The sequence below is a fragment of the Amycolatopsis sp. genome, assembly GCF_035276945.1.
Classification (GTDB): Bacteria; Actinomycetota; Actinomycetes; order Mycobacteriales; family Pseudonocardiaceae; genus Amycolatopsis_E.
The window spans coordinates 1-20,230 of sequence record NZ_DATELF010000012.1 but is presented as its reverse complement, the minus strand read 5'-3'; the positions used below and the strand labels follow the sequence as shown (position 1 = coordinate 20,230).

General features: G+C 70.9%; 16 protein-coding genes. 6 read left to right on the top strand and 10 right to left on the bottom strand.

All coding sequences use genetic code 11. The features are described 5' to 3' along the window. The first annotated feature begins 113 nt into the window (after positions 1-113). On the top strand, positions 114-2,324 hold the full coding sequence (locus VJT49_RS01595) for a terpene synthase family protein (RefSeq protein WP_324162360.1): 2,211 nt from the start codon (positions 114-116) through the stop codon (positions 2,322-2,324). 2 nt (positions 2,325-2,326) lie between these two features. On the opposite strand, the gene VJT49_RS01590 is transcribed toward VJT49_RS01595, so the two are convergent. Both VJT49_RS01590 and VJT49_RS01585 read right to left on the bottom strand, forming a co-directional pair. Beyond that, the gene (locus VJT49_RS01590) at positions 2,327-2,833 is read right to left on the bottom strand and encodes a mycothiol transferase (protein WP_324162358.1); all 507 of its coding nucleotides are present in this window, start codon (positions 2,831-2,833) and stop codon (positions 2,327-2,329) included. 10 nt (positions 2,834-2,843) lie between these two features. Continuing rightward, positions 2,844-3,620 carry an ABC transporter permease gene (locus VJT49_RS01585; protein ID WP_324162356.1) on the bottom strand — a complete coding sequence of 259 codons (777 nt, stop codon included), beginning with the start codon at positions 3,618-3,620 and terminating at the stop codon, positions 2,844-2,846. A gap of 47 nt (positions 3,621-3,667) precedes the next feature. Between VJT49_RS01585 and VJT49_RS01580 the strand changes: the two genes are divergently transcribed. Beyond that, on the top strand, positions 3,668-4,123 hold the full coding sequence (locus VJT49_RS01580) for a GNAT family N-acetyltransferase (RefSeq protein WP_324162355.1): 456 nt from the start codon (positions 3,668-3,670) through the stop codon (positions 4,121-4,123). Here VJT49_RS01580 and VJT49_RS01575 read toward each other — a convergent pair. The 3 genes from VJT49_RS01575 to VJT49_RS01565 all read right to left on the bottom strand — a co-directional run bounded on the left by VJT49_RS01575 (position 4,120) and on the right by VJT49_RS01565 (position 7,825). Continuing rightward, a complete protein-coding gene (locus tag VJT49_RS01575) occupies positions 4,120-4,608 on the bottom strand; it encodes an MmpS family transport accessory protein (RefSeq protein ID WP_324162353.1) in 489 nt (162 codons plus the stop codon). The two genes, VJT49_RS01580 and VJT49_RS01575, sit on opposite strands and share 4 nt — an antisense overlap. A gap of 189 nt (positions 4,609-4,797) precedes the next feature. Continuing rightward, a complete protein-coding gene (locus VJT49_RS01570) occupies positions 4,798-6,429 on the bottom strand; it encodes an FGGY-family carbohydrate kinase (RefSeq protein WP_324162351.1) in 1,632 nt (543 codons plus the stop codon). Continuing rightward, positions 6,410-7,825, bottom strand: a complete 1,416-nt coding sequence (locus VJT49_RS01565; protein ID WP_324162350.1) for an L-fucose/L-arabinose isomerase family protein — start codon at positions 7,823-7,825, stop codon at positions 6,410-6,412. The genes VJT49_RS01570 and VJT49_RS01565 overlap by 20 nt, the downstream gene beginning before the upstream one ends. Before the next feature lie 161 nt (positions 7,826-7,986). On the opposite strand from VJT49_RS01565, the gene VJT49_RS01560 reads away from it, so the two are divergent. Next, positions 7,987-8,985 (top strand): LacI family DNA-binding transcriptional regulator, encoded by a 999-nt coding sequence (locus VJT49_RS01560; protein WP_324162349.1) that lies wholly within the window; start codon positions 7,987-7,989, stop codon positions 8,983-8,985. Here the strand turns inward: VJT49_RS01560 and VJT49_RS01555 are convergent. Genes VJT49_RS01555 through VJT49_RS01545 form a run of 3 tightly spaced genes read right to left on the bottom strand, consistent with a single transcriptional unit; the run spans position 8,972 to position 12,563 of the window. Then, positions 8,972-9,979: a substrate-binding domain-containing protein gene (locus tag VJT49_RS01555; protein WP_324162348.1), complete on the bottom strand. Its 1,008-nt coding sequence runs from the start codon at positions 9,977-9,979 to the stop codon at positions 8,972-8,974. The two genes, VJT49_RS01560 and VJT49_RS01555, sit on opposite strands and share 14 nt — an antisense overlap. A 38-nt stretch (positions 9,980-10,017) precedes the next feature. Beyond that, positions 10,018-11,040 (bottom strand): ABC transporter permease, encoded by a 1,023-nt coding sequence (locus VJT49_RS01550; RefSeq protein ID WP_324162347.1) that lies wholly within the window; start codon positions 11,038-11,040, stop codon positions 10,018-10,020. Next, entirely contained in the window at positions 11,040-12,563 is a 1,524-nt protein-coding gene (locus tag VJT49_RS01545; protein WP_324162418.1) for a sugar ABC transporter ATP-binding protein, read from the bottom strand. The genes VJT49_RS01550 and VJT49_RS01545 overlap by 1 nt, the downstream gene beginning before the upstream one ends. A gap of 139 nt (positions 12,564-12,702) precedes the next feature. Between VJT49_RS01545 and VJT49_RS01540 the strand changes: the two genes are divergently transcribed. Both VJT49_RS01540 and VJT49_RS01535 read left to right on the top strand, forming a co-directional pair. Beyond that, positions 12,703-13,287 carry a DNA-binding protein gene (locus VJT49_RS01540; RefSeq protein WP_324162345.1) on the top strand — a complete coding sequence of 195 codons (585 nt, stop codon included), beginning with the start codon at positions 12,703-12,705 and terminating at the stop codon, positions 13,285-13,287. Positions 13,288-13,302: 15 nt separating this feature from the next. Beyond that, positions 13,303-13,959 (top strand): RES family NAD+ phosphorylase, encoded by a 657-nt coding sequence (locus VJT49_RS01535; RefSeq protein ID WP_324162343.1) that lies wholly within the window; start codon positions 13,303-13,305, stop codon positions 13,957-13,959. Here VJT49_RS01535 and VJT49_RS01530 read toward each other — a convergent pair. Continuing rightward, the gene (locus VJT49_RS01530; protein ID WP_324162341.1) at positions 13,952-15,889 is read right to left on the bottom strand and encodes a S9 family peptidase; all 1,938 of its coding nucleotides are present in this window, start codon (positions 15,887-15,889) and stop codon (positions 13,952-13,954) included. The genes VJT49_RS01535 and VJT49_RS01530 overlap by 8 nt on opposite strands. Before the next feature lie 42 nt (positions 15,890-15,931). Further along, entirely contained in the window at positions 15,932-16,894 is a 963-nt protein-coding gene (locus tag VJT49_RS01525; RefSeq protein WP_324162340.1) for a TerC family protein, read from the bottom strand. Between the two features lie 521 nt (positions 16,895-17,415). On the opposite strand from VJT49_RS01525, the gene VJT49_RS01520 reads away from it, so the two are divergent. Next, positions 17,416-20,175 (top strand): alpha/beta fold hydrolase, encoded by a 2,760-nt coding sequence (locus VJT49_RS01520; RefSeq protein ID WP_324162416.1) that lies wholly within the window; start codon positions 17,416-17,418, stop codon positions 20,173-20,175. The last annotated feature ends 55 nt before the right edge of the window (positions 20,176-20,230 follow it).

Genomic DNA, 20,230 nt, shown 5'->3' with positions numbered 1-20,230 from the left:
TGGGCTGGGCGGGCGAATCGGGTGGCGAGAGTGTGGAAGCGCGGCGAGCGGGTTGCCCGGATCCGGGGTGAGTTGGTTGCCTGGGACGGCGTCGAGATCGAGAAAGGCGGGTCATGCAGCCCTTCGAGCTTCCCCGGTTCTACACGCCCTACCCGGCCCGCCTGAACCCGAACCTCGCTCAGGCCCGCGAGCACAGCAAGGCGTGGGCGGCCGGAATGGACATGATCGACGAGGTCATCTGGGACGAGCAGGACTTCGACTCGCACGACTACGCGCTCCTGTGCGCCTACACCCACCCGGACGCGCCGGGACCGGTGCTCGATCTCGTCACCGACTGGTACGTGTGGGTCTTCTACTTCGACGACCATTTCCTGGACCGCTACAAACGCACCCGGGATCTGGCCGGGGCGCGGCGGTATCTCGACCGGTTGCCCGCGTTCATGCCCGTGGACGGGGAGAGCACCGAAGAACCGGGCAATCCGGTCGAACGCGGCCTTGCCGACCTGTGGCGCCGGACCGTTCCGGGCCGGTCGGCGGACTGGCGCCGCCGCTTCGCCGAAAGCACCCGGAACCTGCTCAACGAATCGTTGTGGGAACTGGCCAACATCAACGAGGGCCGGTTGCCGAACCCGATCGAATACATCGAAATGCGGCGCAAGGTGGGCGGCGCGCCGTGGTCGGCCAATCTGGTCGAACACGCCGTGGGCGCGGAGGTTCCCGCCGCGATCGCCGGAACCAGGCCGATGCGGGTACTGCGGGACACCTTCTCCGACGGCGTTCATTTGCGCAACGACCTGTTCTCCTACGAACGCGAAGTCACCGACGAAGGTGAACTGGCCAACTGCGTGCTGGTGTTCGAGAAGTTCCTCGGGCTGCCCACCCAGCAGGCGGCCGACGCGGTCAACGACCTGCTCACCTCACGCCTGCACCAGTTCGAGCACACCTGCGTCACCGAACTGCCGCCGCTGTTCGAGATGCACGGCCTGGACCCGAAGTCCCGTTCGGACACACTCGCCTACGTGAAGGGGTTGCAGGACTGGCAGTCCGGCGGGCACGAGTGGCACATGCGGTCCAGCCGCTACATGAACAAGCGCGCGGCCGGCGGGATTTCGGTCTCGGGCATCGGGATGTCGCTGATCAGGACCGCTCCGCAGCGGATCCGCGGCTACACCCACGTCCCGTTCCAGGAGGTCGGGCCGCTGCCGCGGCCGGATTTCCACATGCCCTTCCCCACCCGGTTGAGCCCGTGCCTGAACCCGGCCCGTGAGCACAACATCGAATGGGCGCGCCGGATGGGGCTGCTGGACCCGGTGCCCGGAATCTGGGACCGGCACAAGCTGGAAGCCTTCGACTTCGCCCTGTGCGCGGCCGGAATCGACCCGGCCACCACCGCCGATGGTCTGAACCAGACCACGGACTGGCTCACCTGGGGCACCTACGCCGACGACTACTACCCGGTCGTCTTCGGCCCCGGCCCCGACCTGGCCGGCGCGAAGGCGTGCAACGAACGGCTGTCGGAGTTCATGCCGGTGGACTCGGAACCGGCGCCGGAGCCGTCGATCCCGCTGGAACGCGCGCTGTCCGACCTGTGGTCACGCACCACCGCGGCGATGACGGCCGAGCAGCGCCGGACGTTCCGCGACGCGGTGGAAACCATGACCGAGAGCTGGCTGTGGGAGCTGGCGAACGCCAAGCAGCACCGGATTCCCGACCCGGTCGACTACCTCGAAATGCGCCGCCGGACCTTCGGCTCCGACCTGACCATGAGCCTGGCCCGGCTCGCGCACGGGAAGAAACTGCCGCCCGAGATCTACGCCAGCAGGCCCGTGCAGGCGATGGAGCACGCGGCGGCGGACTACGCGTGCCTGCTCAACGACATCTTCTCCTACCAGAAGGAGATCCAGTTCGAGGGCGAGATCCACAACGGGGTGCTGGTCGTGCAGAACTTCTTCGGCTGCGACCGCCGGAGTGCCACCGCGATCGTCAACGACCTGATGACCTCGCGCATGCGCCAGTTCGAGCACATCGTGGCCCATGAACTGCCCGCGCTGTTCGACGACTTCGGCCTGGACGAGCAGGCGCGCGGCACGCTCGCCGGATATGCCACCGAACTCCAGAACTGGCTGGCCGGCATCCTCACCTGGCACGAAGGATGCCGGCGCTACGACGAAGCCGAACTGCGCTACCGGCCCCACGCGGGCGCGCGCGTCCTGGGCGGTCCCACCGGCTTGGGCACCTCCGCCGCCCGGCTGACAGTGCTCGCTGGAGGGCTCGCTGGGGTGCACCTCCAAACCCCACCGGTGGCAAGCCCCCAGGCCCCTTGACCTCAGCGCGGCAAGATCCCCCTGACGAAGGCAGCCTGGCCGACGTGCTCGAGGTCGTCGTCGAGCACGCTCACCAGCCGCACCCCCAGCGAAACCGGCGGATCCCACGCCTCGTCCACGATCCGGTCGAGCTGGGACTCCTTGAGACCGGCCAGCCACGCGACGGTCTGCGCGTGTACCGCGTCGTGGTAGTCGGTCAGGAGCCTGGCCGACGAGACCCGGACCGAAGCCACCTGATCGCTGCTGTGCCCGAAACCGGTGTCGGCGGGGTCGAGCGGCAGCGCGAACCGTTCGTGGAAGCCCTGTGCCGTCCAGACCTGCTCGAGTTCTTCCAGTTCCGCGAGATGATCGTCCTGGACCCGGGTGAGGTGCCAGACCAGCCACCCGATCGAATTCGCGTCCGGGGCGACGCGTTCGGCGAGCTGGTCCGCGTCGAGGCCACGCACCGCGCCGTGCACCGATTCGCGCACCCGGCCGAACCCGTCGATCAAAAGATCAGCAACCGTCATAGCCCCGATGTTAGGGGCGGGACGGGTGCCGGGACGGGTGAGCATTTCCGGTCAGCATTCCCGCGGCCACGAACTGGACGGCGGCCAGCACCGCGTTCGCTTCCGCCGCCAGCAGTCCGATCAGCACCAGCACCTGCGTGACCCCCGCCTGCACCGGGCTCGCGCCGCCCAGCAGCACTCCGACGTAGGCGCCGGGCAGGGTCACCAGGCCGACGGTCCGGGTCTGGTCGAGTGCCGGGATCAGCGCCTGCCCGGCCGACGGTCGGCAGATCTCCAGTGCCGCGGCCCGCCGCGGGAAACCGAGCGCGAGTGCGGCCTCGTACTCGCCGTGCCGCAGCCGGAGCTCGTCCAGCGCCCGGCGGGTGGCCTGCGAGGTGGCCGTCATCGCCCCGCCGATCACGATACCGGCGATCGGTACCACGGCAATGGGTTTCAGCGGCGTCACCCCGGTACCGAGCACGAGCGCCAGCACCGGCACCACGCCGGCCCCGATCGCCGCCGCGATCCAGGAGACCTGGCGCGGCGGCACGCCCACCCGGAGAGCCGAGGTGACCGCGGCGACACCGAACATCAACAGCACGAACAGTCCCGTCCACCAGGCCGACCGCAGGATGACCGTGATCACGAACGACACCGCGCCGAGCTGCGCCACGGCCCGTACCGCGGCGATCACGACGGCACGCCCCGGTCCCAGCTCCCCCAGCCGCACCACGACCGCGCCCACCGCCACCAGGGCAACCAGGACCACCGCGAGCATCGGGCCGACCACGATCGAAACGTTCGTCATGGAGAAATCATGCCGAGGCCCGCGGGAGGCGGTGCTAGCTTCGCCGCATGATCGTCGTGCGAACGTTGACGGCCGACGACTGGCGTGAGTGGCGAGAACTGCGCCTCGAGGCCTTGCGCGAGGCGCCGTATGCGTTTCATTCGAGATTCGAGGACTGGGCGGGCGTGGACGAGCGACGTTGGCGGCAGCGACTCGACGAGGTTCCGCTCAACATCCTCGCCGACCTGGACGGCAAACCGGCCGGCATGGCGTGCGGAACGGCTCCGGACCCGGATGGCACTTCGGATCTCCTGTCGGTGTGGGTGGCGCCGTTCGCCCGGGGACGCGGGGTGGGCGACACGCTCGTCGCGAGCGTGGTCGGCTGGGCGCGGGAACAGGGAGCCGTCCGCGTGCGGCTGGCGGTGTTCGAGAGCAATCACAACGCGAGCGTGCTCTACCGGCGGCAGGGTTTCGTCGACACGATGCTCCTCGGCGAGGAACTCGCCATGGAGCGCGAGTTCTAGCCAAGCGTCTTCGCGCAGCGGACTACCTCGCCAGGGCCGGTAACGCTCCGCTCGCTGATCACCGTGCCGTCCACCAGGACGCGGCATTTCAGCGTGCCCTGCCCGGTGTCCTGCGCGGACAGGCTGTAGTACTGCGAACTGCGCGGGGCCGCCTGCCGTTCCAGCGACACAGCCCACGGCGAGCCCGTCGCGGCCACCTGGGCGAGGCCGGAGCCCTGGGTCACGTAGCTGATGTTGCGGGCGGCGCCACCGGTGAGTTCGTACCGCACGGTGTGCGTGACCAGGGGTTCGGGCGCGGGGTTGACCGGACCCGCCGTGGGCGCGCCGGCCGGCGCGCCCGGCACCGGGCTCGTGCGGTGTGTGGTCACCACGATCGAGATGAGACCGACGGCCAGCAGCACCGCAGCACCGGCGAACAACGTGACCGGGCCGGAACGAAGCCAGCGCATCTTCGGCACCTGGCCCACCGCGGGAGCAGCACCCATGGCAGGTTTTCTTCTCTCGTTCACCGCGCTTCCACCGAGCGCGTCAACATAGTCCTCGTCAGCCGAGCATCAATCGTTACCCAACGCGAATCGAAACTGCACTCTTTCACCCTTTTGGGCGGACGATGATACTTTCCGCACAAGATCGTGCACAAACCGTAAGCCGTGAAGGCTCAGCCCGCGAGATTGTCATTCATTCGTGTCCGCCGCATGCTGCTCGGCGGCGAGGAAGTGCGCGATCTCGAGGGTGGCCGGGTAAAGCTCCCGGTAACGGCGATAGAACTTCTCGTACACAGCCGCCCGCCGGGGATCGGGCCGGACCGTGCCGGCCACCGGGTTCCACGCCGCCGCGTCCGGTTCGGCGCCGGTCGCCACCGCCGCCAGCAGGGCGTCCCCCAGCGCGGCCCCGATCGTCTCGGCGGGCACCTGCTGCTCGGCGCCGGTCACGTCGCTGACGATCTGGGTCCACAGCCCGCCCTGGGTCCCGCCACCGACGGCGACCAGCCGGCCCGCTCCGCCCTCCGGGGGTGCGGCCCCCGGACCCCGCCCGGGGGCAAGCCCCCAGACCGCCCTGCCCTCCGGGGGTGCAACCCCCAGACCCCACCTGGGGGCAAGCCCCCAGACCCCCTTGCCTCCGGCGGCCTGCATGGCCTCGAGGTTGTGCCGCACGCCGTAGGCGATGCCCTCCAGTGCCGCGCGGTACAGCTCGCCCAGTCCGTGCCCGATGGTCAGCCCGGCGATGATCCCCCGCGCATCCGGGTCGAACAACGGCGTGCGCTCGCCGGCGAAATACGGCAGCAGCAACAGGCCGCGACTGCCCGCGGGCACCTCGCCCGCCTGCCGGACCAGATCCGCGAAATCGCCGCCCGTGAGCTTGCGCAGCCAGTCGGTGATCGCCCCGGACGTGGCCATTCCGGCGGCGAGCGTGTAGGTGCCCGGAAAGGCGCCGCGCGTCGTCCACAGCCCGGAAAGCGAAAGCCGGGGTTCGGCGAGTACCTGGATGAGGAACATGGTGGTCCCGTACATCACCATCGTGTCGCCGGGATCGGCGACGCCGACGCTGGTGGCCTCGGCCCACGCGTCCACCGTGCCCGCGGTGACCGGAAGCCCTTGCGGCAGCCCGGTTTCGGCGGCCGCGGCGGCGCTGACGGTGCCGGCCACCTCGGTCGGCCAGACCAGGCGTGGCAACGGAACTCCCGGTGCCACCCGCTCCGCCCAGTCCGCCGCCCACGCTCCCGCCCGCAGGTCGTACATCGGGTCGCATTGACTCGCCGAATGATGGTCCAGCACGTATTCGCCGGTGAGCCGGTACACGAGGTAGGAACTGGCCATCAGGAACAGCTCGGTGCGCTCGAACACCTCGGGCTCGTGCCGGGCCAGCCACCGCCACTTCGGCCCGACCGCCTGGGACGACAGCGGCGTGCCACCACGCTCCACAATGGACTCCGCGCCCAGTTCCGCGGTCAGCTCGGCGATCTCCCGCGCGGCACGGGTGTCCACGCCGTAGAGGATCGCCGGGCGCAGCGGGTGGCCCTCGGCGTCCGCGGGCAGCAGCACCGGGCCGATCCCGCTCACCGCGAGCGCGGCGAGCGGCCGGTCCCCGGCGGCGGCCACCAGTTCCCGGGTCAGCGCCAGGAAATCCGCCCACCACACGGTTTCCGCGTCGTGCTCGACCCAGCCCGGATGCGGATACGACGTGGCGTGCGGGCGCGAAACCCGGGCCAGTATCTCGCCCTTGGCGGTGACCAGGACACCCTTCGAACTGGATGTCCCGACGTCGACTCCCAGGAAGAGTCCGGATTCAGCCACGGGTCCACTCATCCAGCCGCACGCCCAGCAGCTTCGCCACCGCCCGCAGTTCCGGCCTGCGGTCGCCCGGAACGGCGTGGATGTGGTTGGCGCCGAACTTCGACAGGAAGGCCGGGCCGTCGACATCCAGGCGGGCGAAGGCATGCGGCCATTCCGGTGTGGACTGCCGGACCAGCTCGTCGTTGGTTTCGTCGTCGTAGCTTTCGAATTCGCCGAGCATCAGCTGCAGGCGGTACCGCCCCGCCTCGCGGGTGAGCCTGCCCAGGGTCATCCGCCCCGGCGCGGCGATGTGTTGCACGGACGCCCCGCCCGCCGGGAAGAAGAACACTTCGGGATAGAAGTTGACCCTGGCGAGGTTTTCCGCGGGATCGTCACTGCGCGCGGCGTACCAGGTCGCGTGCTGACCGGAATTGCACAGATCCCAGATATCGCGATCGGCGTGGTAGTGCCGCACGTCGGCGAAGAGTACCGGGTCGCCGGAGATCTGGTGGAACAGCTGCATGGTGAGCGCGCCGTCCATGTCCGCCTCGGTCGCGGTGACGTGGACTTCCTTCGGCCCGTTCCAGTCGTACGGGTCGTTGAGGAACGCCTCGGTGACGTCCATGGTGGCGAAGTGCTCGGTCAGCTCCGGCTGGCCCTTGATCCCGGAGAAGTCCAGGTTCCGCTCGGCGATGATGTCGCGAATGGCCAGGTACGACCGGAGCTGCCGCTCGAGCAGTTCCGGGGTGAGCTTCTTGCCGTCGTAGTGCACGCCCGCGGCGTGCGCTTCGATCCACTCGCGGGCCTTGGCGGCCTCCGCCGCGTCGGCCTTTTCCGCACGCAGCACCAGTTCGTACTGGTCGATCTCCTCGACGTCGACACCGAACTGGCGCATCCACTGGTCGGTGTTGGCCACGGCGGTGTTCATGCCCATCGGACGGCCGCCGAACCGGCCGAACGTCGAGCCGCGCAACGAGGCCACCGCGGCCGCGGCACGGGCCTCGGCCCCGACCGCGGCCACGAGTCCGGCATCGTCGGGCGCGCCCCACAGCCGGGTGTGCGCACGGCCGATCTGGTCCAGCGCACCGCCCGCGGCGAGCATGCCGACCAGCCCGGGCTCGGTCGGGTCGGTGCTGGCCAGCAGGATCAGCGGGGTGCGGGTGGCGTCCGCGGCGAGCATGGTGAAGTGCGGGAAGGCCCACACCGCGTAACAGAAGATCGTCACGTCCACGCCGGCCGCCGCGACCCCGCGCGCCACCGAGGTGGCGAGCGCGTTCGTGGCCACCAGATCCGCGCCCGCGACCACCTCGTGGCCCGCCGCGCTCAGTGACCGCACAAGTGCGTCCTGTTTGGACTGGATGAAACTCGCGTTACGGGTGTGCACATGGTCGCGCCCATCAGAAATGTTGATCACGCCGATGCGGGCCACGATACCTGCCTCCCGAATGGGTAATCGATTACCCGCGACGCTATTCCGCTGGGCGGACGGTGTCAATGACCAGTGGGGACGGCTGTACACCTCCCCCACCGGCCCCGGGCTATGGTGACAGCGGAAACGTGCCGGGGGCGCAGCGGAAACAGGAGGAGTCGGTGGCAACCATCAACGACGTTGCCCGGCGGGCGGGCGTCTCCACCGCCACCGTGTCCAGGGCGCTCAACGGGAAATCCACTGTGGACCCCGCGCTCGTCGCCCGGGTCCGCGCGGCCGCGACGGAACTCGGCTACCACCCGAACGGTCTCGCCCGGAACCTGCGCCGTCAGGAAACCGCGGTCATCGCCCTGATCATCGCGGACGTGGAGAACCCGTTTTTCACCGCGATCGCCCGCGGCGTCGAGGATGTCGCGCAGGCCAAGGGTTACTCGGTGGTGCTGTGCAACTCCGACGAGAACGCGGACAAGGAACTCCGGTACATCGACGTCGCGCTCCAGGAACGGGTCGCCGGCGTGATCCTCTCCCCCACCGGCGCCCCCTGCAACGTGGAGCGGCTGCGGCAGCGCGGCACCCCGGTGGTCGCGGTGGACCGGCCGCTGGCCGACGGCGACCAGGTTCTGGTCGACACCCGGTGCGCCGCCCGCGCGGCGACCGAGCACCTGATCGCGGCCGGGTACCGCCGGATAGGCTGCGTGACCGGCCCGGCCGGGGTGCGCACCGCGGACGACCGGCTCGCCGGTTACCGCGACGCGCTGCGCGGCACGGACCGCCCGGAACTGTTCCGGCACGCCGAGTACCGGGCCACCGGCGGCAAACAGGCCACCGTCTCGCTGCTCGCCGAACCCGAGCCGCCCGACGCGCTGCTGGTCGCCAACAGCGCGATGGCGATCGGCGTGCTGGAGGCGCTCGGCGAGGCGAAGCTGCGGCTGGGCCGGGACTTCGGTGTGGTCGCCTTCGACGACGTCCCGTGGGCGACCCTGATCGACCCGCCGCTGACCGTCGTCGCGCAACCCGCCTACGACATCGGTCAGGAGGCGGCGAAACTTCTCTTGGCCAGGATCGGCGAGAGCGGCTCGGCCCCGAGCACCACCACGCTCAGCGCCCGGCTCATCGACCGCGGCAGCAGCGTTCGCGATCCGGCGGTCAGCCGCGGTTGAGCTCGGCGTAGACCTGGGCCGCGTTGTCCTTGGTGACCAGTTTCGTGCTCAGCGTCTGCGTCCTGGTCACGGTCTGACAGTCCAGCAGCAGCTTCTTCGCCTCCGCGACGGCTTCCTTGCCGCCGGTCGGGTAGACGAACGTGGCCGAGATACGGCCGGCCTCGACCGCCTTGATCCCACCCGCCTCGATCGGCAGCCCGTCGATCCCGGTGATCGGCAGGTCCGGCCTGCCCGCGTTGATCGCCGCGATCCGGGCACCCTCGGCCATCGGGTCGTTCTGCGAGTAGATCGCCTGGATGTCCGGGTTCGCCTTGAGAATCGCGTCGGCCTGCTGCTCGCCCTTGTCCTGCAGCCAGTCGCCGTCCTGAGTCGCCACGATCTGGATGTTGCGGCCCGCGATGCCCTGGGCGAACCCGTCGGCGCGCTCCTTCGCCGGAGTCGACCCGGCCAGGCCCCGCAGCTCGGCGATCTTGCCACCGTGCGGCAGGAGCACGTTGGCGAAGTACTGGCCCGCCTGCCTGCCGATCTCGGCGTTGTCCGCGCCGATGAACTCGGTGTAGGCGTCGCCGTCCACCTTGCGGTCCAGCACCAGGACCGGGATGCCCCGGTCGTAGGCCTGCTTCACGACCGCGGTCAGCGGGGTGGCCTCGTTGGGGCTGATGACCAGCAGGTCGATCTGCTGGGTGAGGAAGTTGGTCACCTGGTCGACCTGTTTGGCGTTGTCCTGTGCCGCGTCGGCGAAGTTGACCGCGAACTGCGGCACCGTGGCGGCCGCGGTGCGGATGTCGTCGTCCATCCGCTGGCGGTACGGCTCGGCGACGTTGGCCTGGCTCATGCCGATGGTGTACTTCGCCCCCGGGCCCTTGCACTTGCCCGCCGCGGCCTGCTGCCCGCCACCCGAGCCCGAGTTCTCGTGCGTGGTGCCGCACGCGGTGACGGCGAGGAACACGCCCGCCGCCAGCGCCAGGATCAGCCGTGATGACCTCTTTGTCATTCCTGCCCCTTCTGCGATCGAGAGAATCGGGAAAAAAATCAAGAAACCGAAGCCGGACGGAGTTGCTGCAGACCGGCGGCCAGCACGATGACCAGGCCGATGACCAGCAACTGGATGTTCGCGTCGACGTTGCGCAGCGCCAGGATGTTGCGCAGCACCCCCACCAGCAGCGCACCGGCGACGGTGCCCGCGACCGAGCCGCGGCCGCCGGTGAGGCTGGTGCCGCCGATCACCACGGCGGCGATCGCGTCGAGTTCGTACCCGCCGCCGTCGTTGGGCCCGCCGAAGTTGAGGCGTCCAGCGTGCACGATGCCGGCGAGCGCGGCCAGCAGCCCGCAGATGCCGAACACCGCGATCTTCACCCGGGTCACCGGCACCCCCGACAGCCGTGCGGCCTTCTCGTTGCCGCCGATGGCGTAGACGTGCCGCGAAAACGCGCTGACCCGCAGCAGCACCACGGCCAGCGCGGCGACCACGATGAAGATCAGCGCCGGGATCGGCACCAGCCCGCCGAAGGTCCGCTCGCCGAGCAGCGAGAACGCCACGGGCGCCTGGCCGGGCCGGTCGCCGTAGGTGATGCCGATGGCCTGGCCGCCGGACCAGATCCGCGCCAGCCCGCGCGCGATCTGCATCCCGGCCAGAGTGACGATGAACGCCTGGATGCCGAAGGTCGCGATCGCCACCCCCTGCAGCAGCCCGAAGCCGAGCCCGATCGCCAGCACGATCACCACCACCGGCACGACCCCGAGCCCGTCACGCACCAGCAGCGCGGCGGTGCCGACACTGGCCAGGCCGAGCACCGCGCCGACCGACAAGTCGATCGCGCCGATCAGGATCACCAGGGTCATCCCCACGGCGAGGATGCCGATCTCCGAGATCGACCGCACGACGTTGAACAGGTTCCCGGAGTCGAGGAAGAGCAGCTGGCCGTTCTTGTGCGGCGAGTACAGCACCGCGGCGACGAACACCAGCACCAGCCCGAACAGGCTCTGGAACCTGAACAGGGCAGGCAGGAACTCGCTTCGCCGTTCCCGCACCGGCTCGTCCAGTTCGACGCTCATCAAGCACCTCCCACGGTCAGGCCGGGCACGGCCCCCTCGCCCATCGAGGCCGCGAGCAGGTCGGCCTCGGAGACTTCGGCGGTGTTCAACTCGTGCATACCGCGTCCGTCGCGCAGCACCACCACCCGGTGGCACACGCCGACCAGCTCGGCGGGTTCGGACGAGGCGAGCAGCACGCCGAGGCCACGCGCGGCCGCCTCGCCGAGCAGCCGGTAGATCTCGGCCTTGGCGCCGACGTCGACGCCACGGGTGGGCTCGTCGAGCAGGAGCAGGCGGGGCTCGGTGAGCAGGTTGCGCCCCAGCACCACCTTCTGCTGGTTGCCGCCGGACAGCGAGCCGACCGGCCCGGACAGCGACGCGAGCTTGACGCCCAGGCGTTCGGTGGTTTCCCGGGCCGCGTTGCGTTCGGCCCGCCGGGACACCAGTCCCAGCCGGGCAATTCTGTCCACAATGGACAGAACGGTGTTGGCCAGCACGGAGTGCTCGAGGGCGAGCCCGGCGATCCGCCGGTCCTCCGGCACGAACGCGATGCCGAGCTTCAGCGCGTGACGCGGCCCGCGCGGCCTGATCCGGCTGCCCCGCAACAGAACCCGGCCCTGCCACGGCCCCTTGGCGCCCACCCCGAACAGGGTCTCCAGCAGTTCCGTCCGGCCCGAGCCGAGCAGCCCGGCGAGGCCGACGATCTCCCCCTCGGCCACCGACAAGGTCACGCCCGCCGGATCGCGGAGGCCCGGCCTCGGCCGGCGCACCGCGAGGTTTTCCACCCGCAGCAGCTCCTCCCCCGTGGCGGTGCCGGTGCCGCGGAACATCAGGTGCACCGGCCTGCCGACCATCGCCTCGGACGCCTGGGCGGCGGTCATCGCCCGCGCGTCGAACTCGGCCACGACGCGGCCGTTGCGCAGCACGGTCGCGCGGTCGGCGACGCGCCCGATCTCCTCCATCCGGTGGGAGATGTAGACGATCCCGGCCCCGGCCCGCCGCAACCCGCCGATCACGGTGAACAGCCGCTCGACCTCGTGCACCGACAGCGCCGAAGTGGGCTCGTCCATGACCAGGATCCGCGCGTCCAGCGACAGCGCCTTGACGATGGTGACGAGCTGCTGCTCGCCGGTGCGCAGGTGCTCGACCGGCCGTCTCGGGTCGAGGGTCACCCCCGTGCGCTCCAGCAGCGCGGCCGTTTCGGTCACCACGCGGCGGCGATCCACCGTGCCGAACGCGGTTTTCGGCTCCCTGCCCAAAAACACGTTCTCCGCGACCGAGAGCGCGGGCACCAGGTCGAGCTCCTGGTGGATCATCGCGACCCCGGCACGCTGCGCGTCCGCCGGAGAGGTGAAGCGCACCGGCTCGCCGCCGATCCTGATCTCGCCGCGGTACCCGCCGACCTCGCCGGAGAGCACCTTCATCAGGGTGGACTTGCCGGCACCGTTCTCGCCGAGCAGCGCGTGCACTTCGCCCTCGCGGACGGTGAAGTCCGCGCCCGCAACGGCCCGCACCCCACCGAAGGACTTGCTGACGCCGATCATCTCGACCAGCGGAACGGCAGTTTCGCTCAACGACGTCCCCACTTCTCGCCGGCGAGAAATCGATTACTGCGGGAAGTTAGAGTGACGCACGCCAGGTGTCAACCGCACGAACCCGCACGCCAGGCGCTAGGGTGGGCGCATGACAGCCACGTTGGAGAGCGTGCTCGCCAGGGTCGGGCTCCGGGTGGACGCCGCGGAATTCCTCGCCATGATCGAGGCCGCGGCCCGGAGGCTGTCCCCGCAGAACCCGGATCCGGGCGACTACTTTTCGCCCCGGCAGCGTGCCGCGCTCACCGACGCCGGGCTGGATCTTTCACCCAGGACGGACGACGAGCCGGACGCGCGGGCGAGGACCGTCGCCGCGCAGGCCGTGCTGGCGGAGTCCGCGCTGACCGCGGTGCAGGCCGCGCGCGCACTCGGGGTGGATCCGAGCCGGATCCGGCACAAGCTCGCCGCGGGCAGGCTGACCGGCTGGAAGGAACCGGGCGGCTGGCGGCTCCCGGCGTGGCAGTTCACCCGGAACGCGGTACTGCCGGGACTGGGCGCCGTGCTCGCCGCCGTCCCGGCGGATCAGCCCGCCCTCGTCCTGGCGTCGTTCATGACGACCCCCCAGGCCGACCTCATGCTCGAGCGCACGCCCGCGACGCCACGGCAGTGGCTGCTCGCCGGGGGCGACCCGGCACCGGTCGCGGCGCTCGCCTCGACACTCGGCACGCCCGTCTAGGGGTCACCACACGACATGGCACGGCTGCCCCTGCCGCCGGCGCGCGCCGCCCTGGCCGACGCCCTGCGCCCGGATCGTGACGTCGTCTCGGTGAGCCCGGCGACCCGGCTCGCCCGGGTCTTCACCGCGCACGGCAACCACCCCCAGCAGTGGAACACCTTCCGGCGCACCGGGCCCCTGCCGCACGGCCGCTTCGACCCGCAGCGGCCCGGCCGGGGCGGCGCGATGGTGACGGACGAGGACAACGGTGTGCTCTACTTCGGCCTCTCGGTGCGCACGAGCGTGGCCGAGGTCTTCCAGACGACGTCGATCGTGGACCGCCGGACACGCGGCCCCCGGCTGGTCATCTTCCGTCCGGCCCGCACGCTGTGCCTGCTCGACCTGGCCGGGCTGTGGCCGACCCGGGTCGGGGCCTCGCAGGAGATCTCCAGCGGGCCCAAGAAGATCACGCAGGCCTGGGCCCGCGCGATCCGCTCGGCGTTCCCGGACCTCGACGGGCTGTGGTACCGGTCCTCAATGGACGGCGGCGGGCCCGCGGTGTGCCTGTGGGACCCGCCCGCGGCCACCGCGCTCCCGCTCGCGCCGGACGTGCTGGTGCCGCTGGACCACCCCGGCCTCGACCTCCCGCTCGGCCGGATCTGCGAGGACCTCAACTACACGCTGCTCAACTGAGGTGGCGGGCCCACCAGCCGAGGACGGCGTCGAAGCGCTGGATCCGGTGCCGCGGCTTTCCCGAGCGGGTCAGCTCGTGCCCCTCGCCCGGGAAGAGCAGGAACTCCACCGGCGCACCGGCCCGCTTGAGCGCCACGAACATGCGCTGGGCCTGTTCGAGCGGGCAGCGCCAGTCGTGCTCGGAATGCACCACGGCGAACGGGATCCGGACGCGGCCGGCGTGGCTGAGCGGGCTGCGGTCGAGCTGGACCTGGAGGTCCGGGCCGATGTAGGCGTCCACGAACGTCCAGCCGATGTCCGAGCTGCCGGTCATCGAGTCCCAGGCGTTCACCGCGCGCTCACTCCACGCGGCCCGGAACCGCTCGCCGTGATGCGCCGCCAGCCAGCTCGTCATGAACCCGCCATAGGAGCCGCCCATGACACCGACGCGTGCGGAGTCGAGGTCCGGGCGCGTCAGCGTGGCATCGAGCAGGGCCAGCAGATCGTCGGCGTCGACCGTGCCGAACCCGTGCACGATGGCGCGACCATGACTCTCGCCGTACCCCGCCGAGCCACGCGGGTTGGCCAGCACGACGGCGTACCCGGCTGAAGCATAGACCTGGGCCTCGTCGAGCAGGCCCCAGTCGTACTGCGCGAACGGCCCGCCGTGAACGCAGAGCAACACCGGATGGGGGCCGTCGCCCTCCGGGTGGACCAGCCAGCCGTGCACGGGATAGCCGTCGGGCGCGGTGGCCCCGATTTCCTCGACCGGCCGGATCCCCTTGCCCCGCAAGGGTTCCGACCAGTCGGTAAGCACCCGGGGCGCGCCACCGTCGAACACGACGACGTCGCCGGCGCTCTCCGGAGTGGCCACCACGGCCGCGATCCGCTCCCCGTCCACGGCGAACGAGCGAACCGCCGCACGCTCGCCGGCCAGCAGGGTCAGCTTGCCGAGCGGCGCCGCTTCGGCATCCCGGGGCACCGCGCGCAGCTCCACGCTCCCCCGGTTGAGCACCGCGACGACCAACTGGTCGCCGGAGAGCGCGGGAGCGCCGGCCGTGGCGACGCAGAACACCGACTCGGCGTCGGTCAGCCGCCGCGGCACCGCCGGTCCGGCGCCCGGCCGGAACACGGCCGACCACAACCCGGGATTGCGCGCCTCCAGCCGGGGCCACTCGAACTCGGCGCCCAGGTACCAGATCACCCCGTCCTCGCCCGCCGTCGGCTTTTCCGCGCCACCCGCCGTCCGCACGGCGAGCACCGGTTCGCCGCCGGAAGCGGGCACGGCGTAGATGTCGATCTCCTCGGTCTCGGCCTCTCCCCAGTCGCGCTGCGCGACCACGAGCACGGTCTCGCCGTCCGGGGTCCACGCCGGATCGGCCACGTCGACCCGGTCGTCGGTCAACGGCTCGAGTTCGCCCGGATCGCCGGAGGTGTCCACCACGAACAGCCGCTGCCGCCGGTCGCCCAGGAAACCGATGTCGTCGATGCGGTAGTCGAACCGCGTGATCCTGCGCGGCGCTTCGGCGTCGGTTTCCACCGTCTCGCCGCCGGCGGCGGGGGCGCCGTACCGGCCCGGTTCGGGCACGCGGGCGGTGAACGCGATCCGGCGGGAGTCCGGCGCCCAGACCGGCGCGCCCGCGCCGAGCGGCAGGCCGGTCAACTTCCGCGCGTCGCCGCCGCCCGTCGGCATCACGTGTACCTGGGCGCGGCCCGCCTCGCCCGCCTTCCGCAGGAAGGCCACCCACCGGCCGTCGGGCGAGATCACGGGATCGGTGTCCCACTCGCCGTGGGTCCAGCGAGTGGTCACGCCGTCGAGGCCGACCTTCCACAGGGAGCCGGGATAGCTGTTGGTGGCGGGATCTGGGCAGGCCAGCCCGGTCAGCAGCAGGTCACCGCGCAGGGTCGGCTTGCCGGGCACGGCGAGCAGGGGGAGGTCAGCAGGGCGCATGAACCCGACCGTACCGGCCCCTCGCCGGGCTCGTTAGCGAAACTAAGAAGTTTTGGCCGCCGCCGTGTCCCGCTTGACCTTGGCCAGGCTCAGCAAGGTCGTGGCCGCCAGCACCGCGACGATCACCCCGAGCGAGACCCAGTTGTTGATGTCCAGCCAGTCCGGCACCACGTGGTACTCGTGCAGCGCGTGCAGGACCAGCTTGGCACCGATGAAGCCGAGGATGATCGCGAGCCCGTAGGACAGGTAGACCAGCTTGTTCACCAGCCCGCCGAGCAGGAAGTACAGCTGCCGTAACCCCATCAGCGCGAAGGCGTTGGCGGTGAACACCAGGAAGGCCTCCTGGGTGATGCCGAAGATCGCCGGGATCGAGTCGACGGCGAACAGCAGGTCCGCGCTGCCGATGGCCACGATGACCAGGAACATCGGCGTGATCCACCGTTTGCCGTCGCGTTTGACGAACATCTTGTGCCGGTGGAAGTCCTCGGTGACCGGGTAGATCCGGCGCACCCACCGGGTGACCGCGTTCTCTTCGTACTCCTGATGTTCGTCCTGGCCCCGCAGCATGCTGATGGCCGTCCAGACCAGGACCCCGCCGAAGAGGAAGAACGCCCACACGAACTGTGCGATGAGCGCCGCGCCGACCGCGATGAACACGCTCCGCATGACCAGCGCGAGCAGGATGCCGACCAGCAGCACCCGGTGCTGGTGGATCACCGGCACCTTGAACGACGCCATGATCACCATGAAGATGAACAGGTTGTCCACCGACAACGAGTACTCGGTGATGTAGCCGGTGAAGAACTCGACCCCGAACTGGTGCCCGGCGACCACCCACACGCCTGCCCCGAAGAGCACGGCACAGGAGACGTAGAAGATCACCCAGCGGGCCGCTTCGGCCGTGGTCACCTCGTGCGGCTTGCTGTCCACGATCACCAGGTCGACGGCGATGAGGACGAGCAGGCCTCCGACCGTGAGGGCCCACACCCAGAGCGGCACGTTCATCGATGCAATACCTCCGGTAGCGCGCAGGGCGACTAGCCGGAGGTCTCTTCCGCCGGTGCCGGCCGGCCGACGGTGCCGGGAGTCCCGCAGGACCGCCGTGCTGACGACACCGCCGCGAAGGAGTACTCCCCTCCACTTCGGTTTCCATGATTACCCATGAAACCGTAAAGAGCCACCTTAGGTAAGCCTTATCACTCGGCGGGCGGAAGAGGGAAGTTCCCGGGTCCCACAGAAATCGGCCGCGGCCGGATATTCGCGGATACCCCCCGCATACCTACTGTGACGGTCGGGCTACCAGGCGATGATCCCGGGCAGCGTGCGGTGACACACCTCGGCTGGTCCCCTTGCTGCGGCAGTTCGACTTCGTGAGCAAGCGTTTGGCCGACCGCATGGCGGGCCCGGTCGTGGACAGCGGCGACCCGCCACCGGTCGACGCCGGTCCGCCGACCGACGAGGAGTACCGGTGGGAGCCGGTGCCGCCGCCACGTCCCTCTCAGGAATGCTCGCCTACGGTGATAACCGTGCCCCGCATCCCGTTTCCGCGCACCCGCCGCGGGCGCCTGCTGGCCCTGGCCGCCGTGCTGGTGGTGCTCGCCACGGCCGGCGTCGTCTGGACCCGCTCCGGCGGCGACGACACGCCGGTACCCACCCAGGACGCGATCATCGACGTGCCCGCCGCCCCCGGCTCGGCCGACCGCGTGCACCTGGACACCACGCTCTACCTCCCGCAACGGACCCCGGCACCGGCGGTCCTGCTCGCGCACGGGTTCGGCGCCGACAAGAACAGCGTCGCGGGCGAGGCACGGGAACTGGCTGGGCGCGGACTCGTGGTGCTCACCTACTCGGCTCGGGGCTTCGGCCGCAGCACCGGCCAGATCTCGCTCAACGACCCGGATTTCGAGGTCGCCGACGCCTCCCGCCTGCTGGACTTCCTCGCCACGCGGCCCGAGGTCACCCAGGACGGCCCTGGCGATCCCCGGGTCGGCGTCACCGGCGCCTCCTACGGCGGGGCGCTCTCCCTCCTGCTCGCCGGCACGGACCGGCGGGTCGACGCGATCGCGCCGGTGATCACCTACAACGACCTCGCGCAGAGCCTCATCCCGAACGGGGTCTTCAAGCGAACCTGGGCGGCGCAGCTGTTCTCCGCCGGCGCGGGAGCGGGCGGCAGCGGGCTCACCGCCGAAGCGCCCGAGCCGGGGCAGGAAACCACGGACACCGGCACGGCCGGCTCCGGCGGGTCCGGCGGCTCGTCCGGGCCGGGGTCCGTCTCGCAGCTCCCCCAGCAAGCCCCGTCGAACGGCACCGTGTGCGGGCGGTTCGCCAACCCGATCTGCCAGGCGTACACCGAACTCGCGCTGTCCGGGAAGGCGAGCCAGCAGACCCTCGACCTGCTCAGGCGCATCTCACCGGCTTCCGTCACCGGGCGCGTCAAGGTGCCGACCCTGCTGGTGCAGGGCGAGAAGGACACCCTGTTCGGGCTCGACCAGTCGGCGGCCAACGCGGCCCAGATCGCCGCGGCGGGCGGGAAGGTCCAGCAGATCTGGTACGCGGGCGGGCACGACGGCGGCACACCCGGCGCCCAGCTGCGCGGCAAGATCGGCGACTGGCTGCGTTTCCAGCTCACCGGTGAGGGCAGCAATCCGGTGACCGGCTTCCCGTACGACGTCCAGGGCACGCTCAGGGCGTCGGGGACGCCGTCCGTCCGGGTCGTCGAGGCCGATGGCGGCGCCCATACCGAGACCGTGGCGCTGACCGGCCGCGAGCAGACGATCGTAAGCCCGCCGGGCGGGGTGCCCGCCGCGATCAACGGGCTTCCGGGGCTCAACTCGCTGTCCGGCTCCTCGCAGCTGTCGCGCCTGTTCGGTGCCGACCCGCCGGGCCAGTCGGCGTCCTTCGGCTCGGCGCCGCTCAGCGCGCAGCTCCTGGTGGCCGGCACGCCGTCGGTCCGGCTGCGCGTCTGGGGAAACACACCCGAGGCCGTGCTGTTCGTCAAGCTCTACGACGTGAACCCGGACGGGACGCGCGTCCTGCCCGCGAACCAGGTGACGCCGATCCGCGTCACCCTGCCCACCGACGGCAGCCCGGCCGAGGTGCCCGTAACCCTGGCCGGGATCGTGCGGCCGATCGAGTCGGGGCACCTGGTGCAGGTCGTGGTCGGCACGACCGACCAGGCCTACGCGGGGTCGGTCACCCCGGCGACGTACCGGGTTTCCCTGGCCGGCGACCTCAGCGTGCCGGTCATGCCCGGCCGCGCGGTGGGCGCGGGCTGGCCCGTCGGGAACGTGCTGGCCATCGCGGGCATTGGAGTCGCGGCGCTGGCGGTGGGGCTGATCGCGGCCGTGCGGCGGCGCCGGGCCCACCAGGCCGACCCCGGACTCGCCGAGGTGCCGCTGGTGATCTCCGGGCTCACCAAGGCGTATCCGGGTGGGCTGACCGCGGTGCGGGACCTGTCGTTCCGGGTCGAACCCGGCCAGGTGCTCGGCCTGCTCGGCCCCAACGGCGCCGGGAAGACGACCACCCTGCGCATGCTGATGGGCCTGATCACCCCGACCGCCGGGGAGATCAAGGTTTTCGGCCACCGGGTCACCCCCGGCGCGCCGGTGCTGTCCCGGATCGGCTCGTTCGTGGAAGGCTCCGGGTTCCTGCCGCACCTGTCCGGCGAGGCGAACCTCCGGCTGTACTGGGACGCCACCGGACGGCCGGGCGACAAGGCCCACTTCGCCGAGGCGCTGGAGATCGCCGGGCTCGGCGACGCGGTCCACCGTAAGGTACGCACCTACAGCCAGGGCATGCGGCAGCGGCTGGCCATCGCGCAGGCGATGCTCGGGCTGCCGGAGCTGCTCGTGCTCGACGAACCGACCAACGGGCTCGACCCGCCCCAGATCCACCAGATGCGCGAGGTGCTCCGCCGCTACGCGGCGACCGGCCGCACGGTCCTGGTGTCCAGCCACCTGCTCGCCGAGGTCGAGCAGACCTGCACGCACGTGGTGGTCATGCACCGGGGCGCGCTGGTGGCCGCGGGCGAGGTCGGCGACATCGCGGCGGCGGGCGGCGAGGCGACCTTCCGCGTCGACAGCCCGGACGCCGCGGCGGACACCCTGCGCGACTTCGGCGGTGTGTCCAATGTGGACGTCGAAGGCAACCTGGTGCACGCCGATCTCGACGGGACGCCGCGAGCCGACGCGGTGGCGGCCCTGGTCCGCGCCGGGATCGCGGTGGAACAGGCGGGGCCACGGCGGCGCCTGGAAGACGCGTTCCTCAGATTGGTGGAGGACGGATGAGCTCACCATCGCGCGGCCCCGGCTCATCCGTCCGACCGGGTGCGGGTGTCCCGCA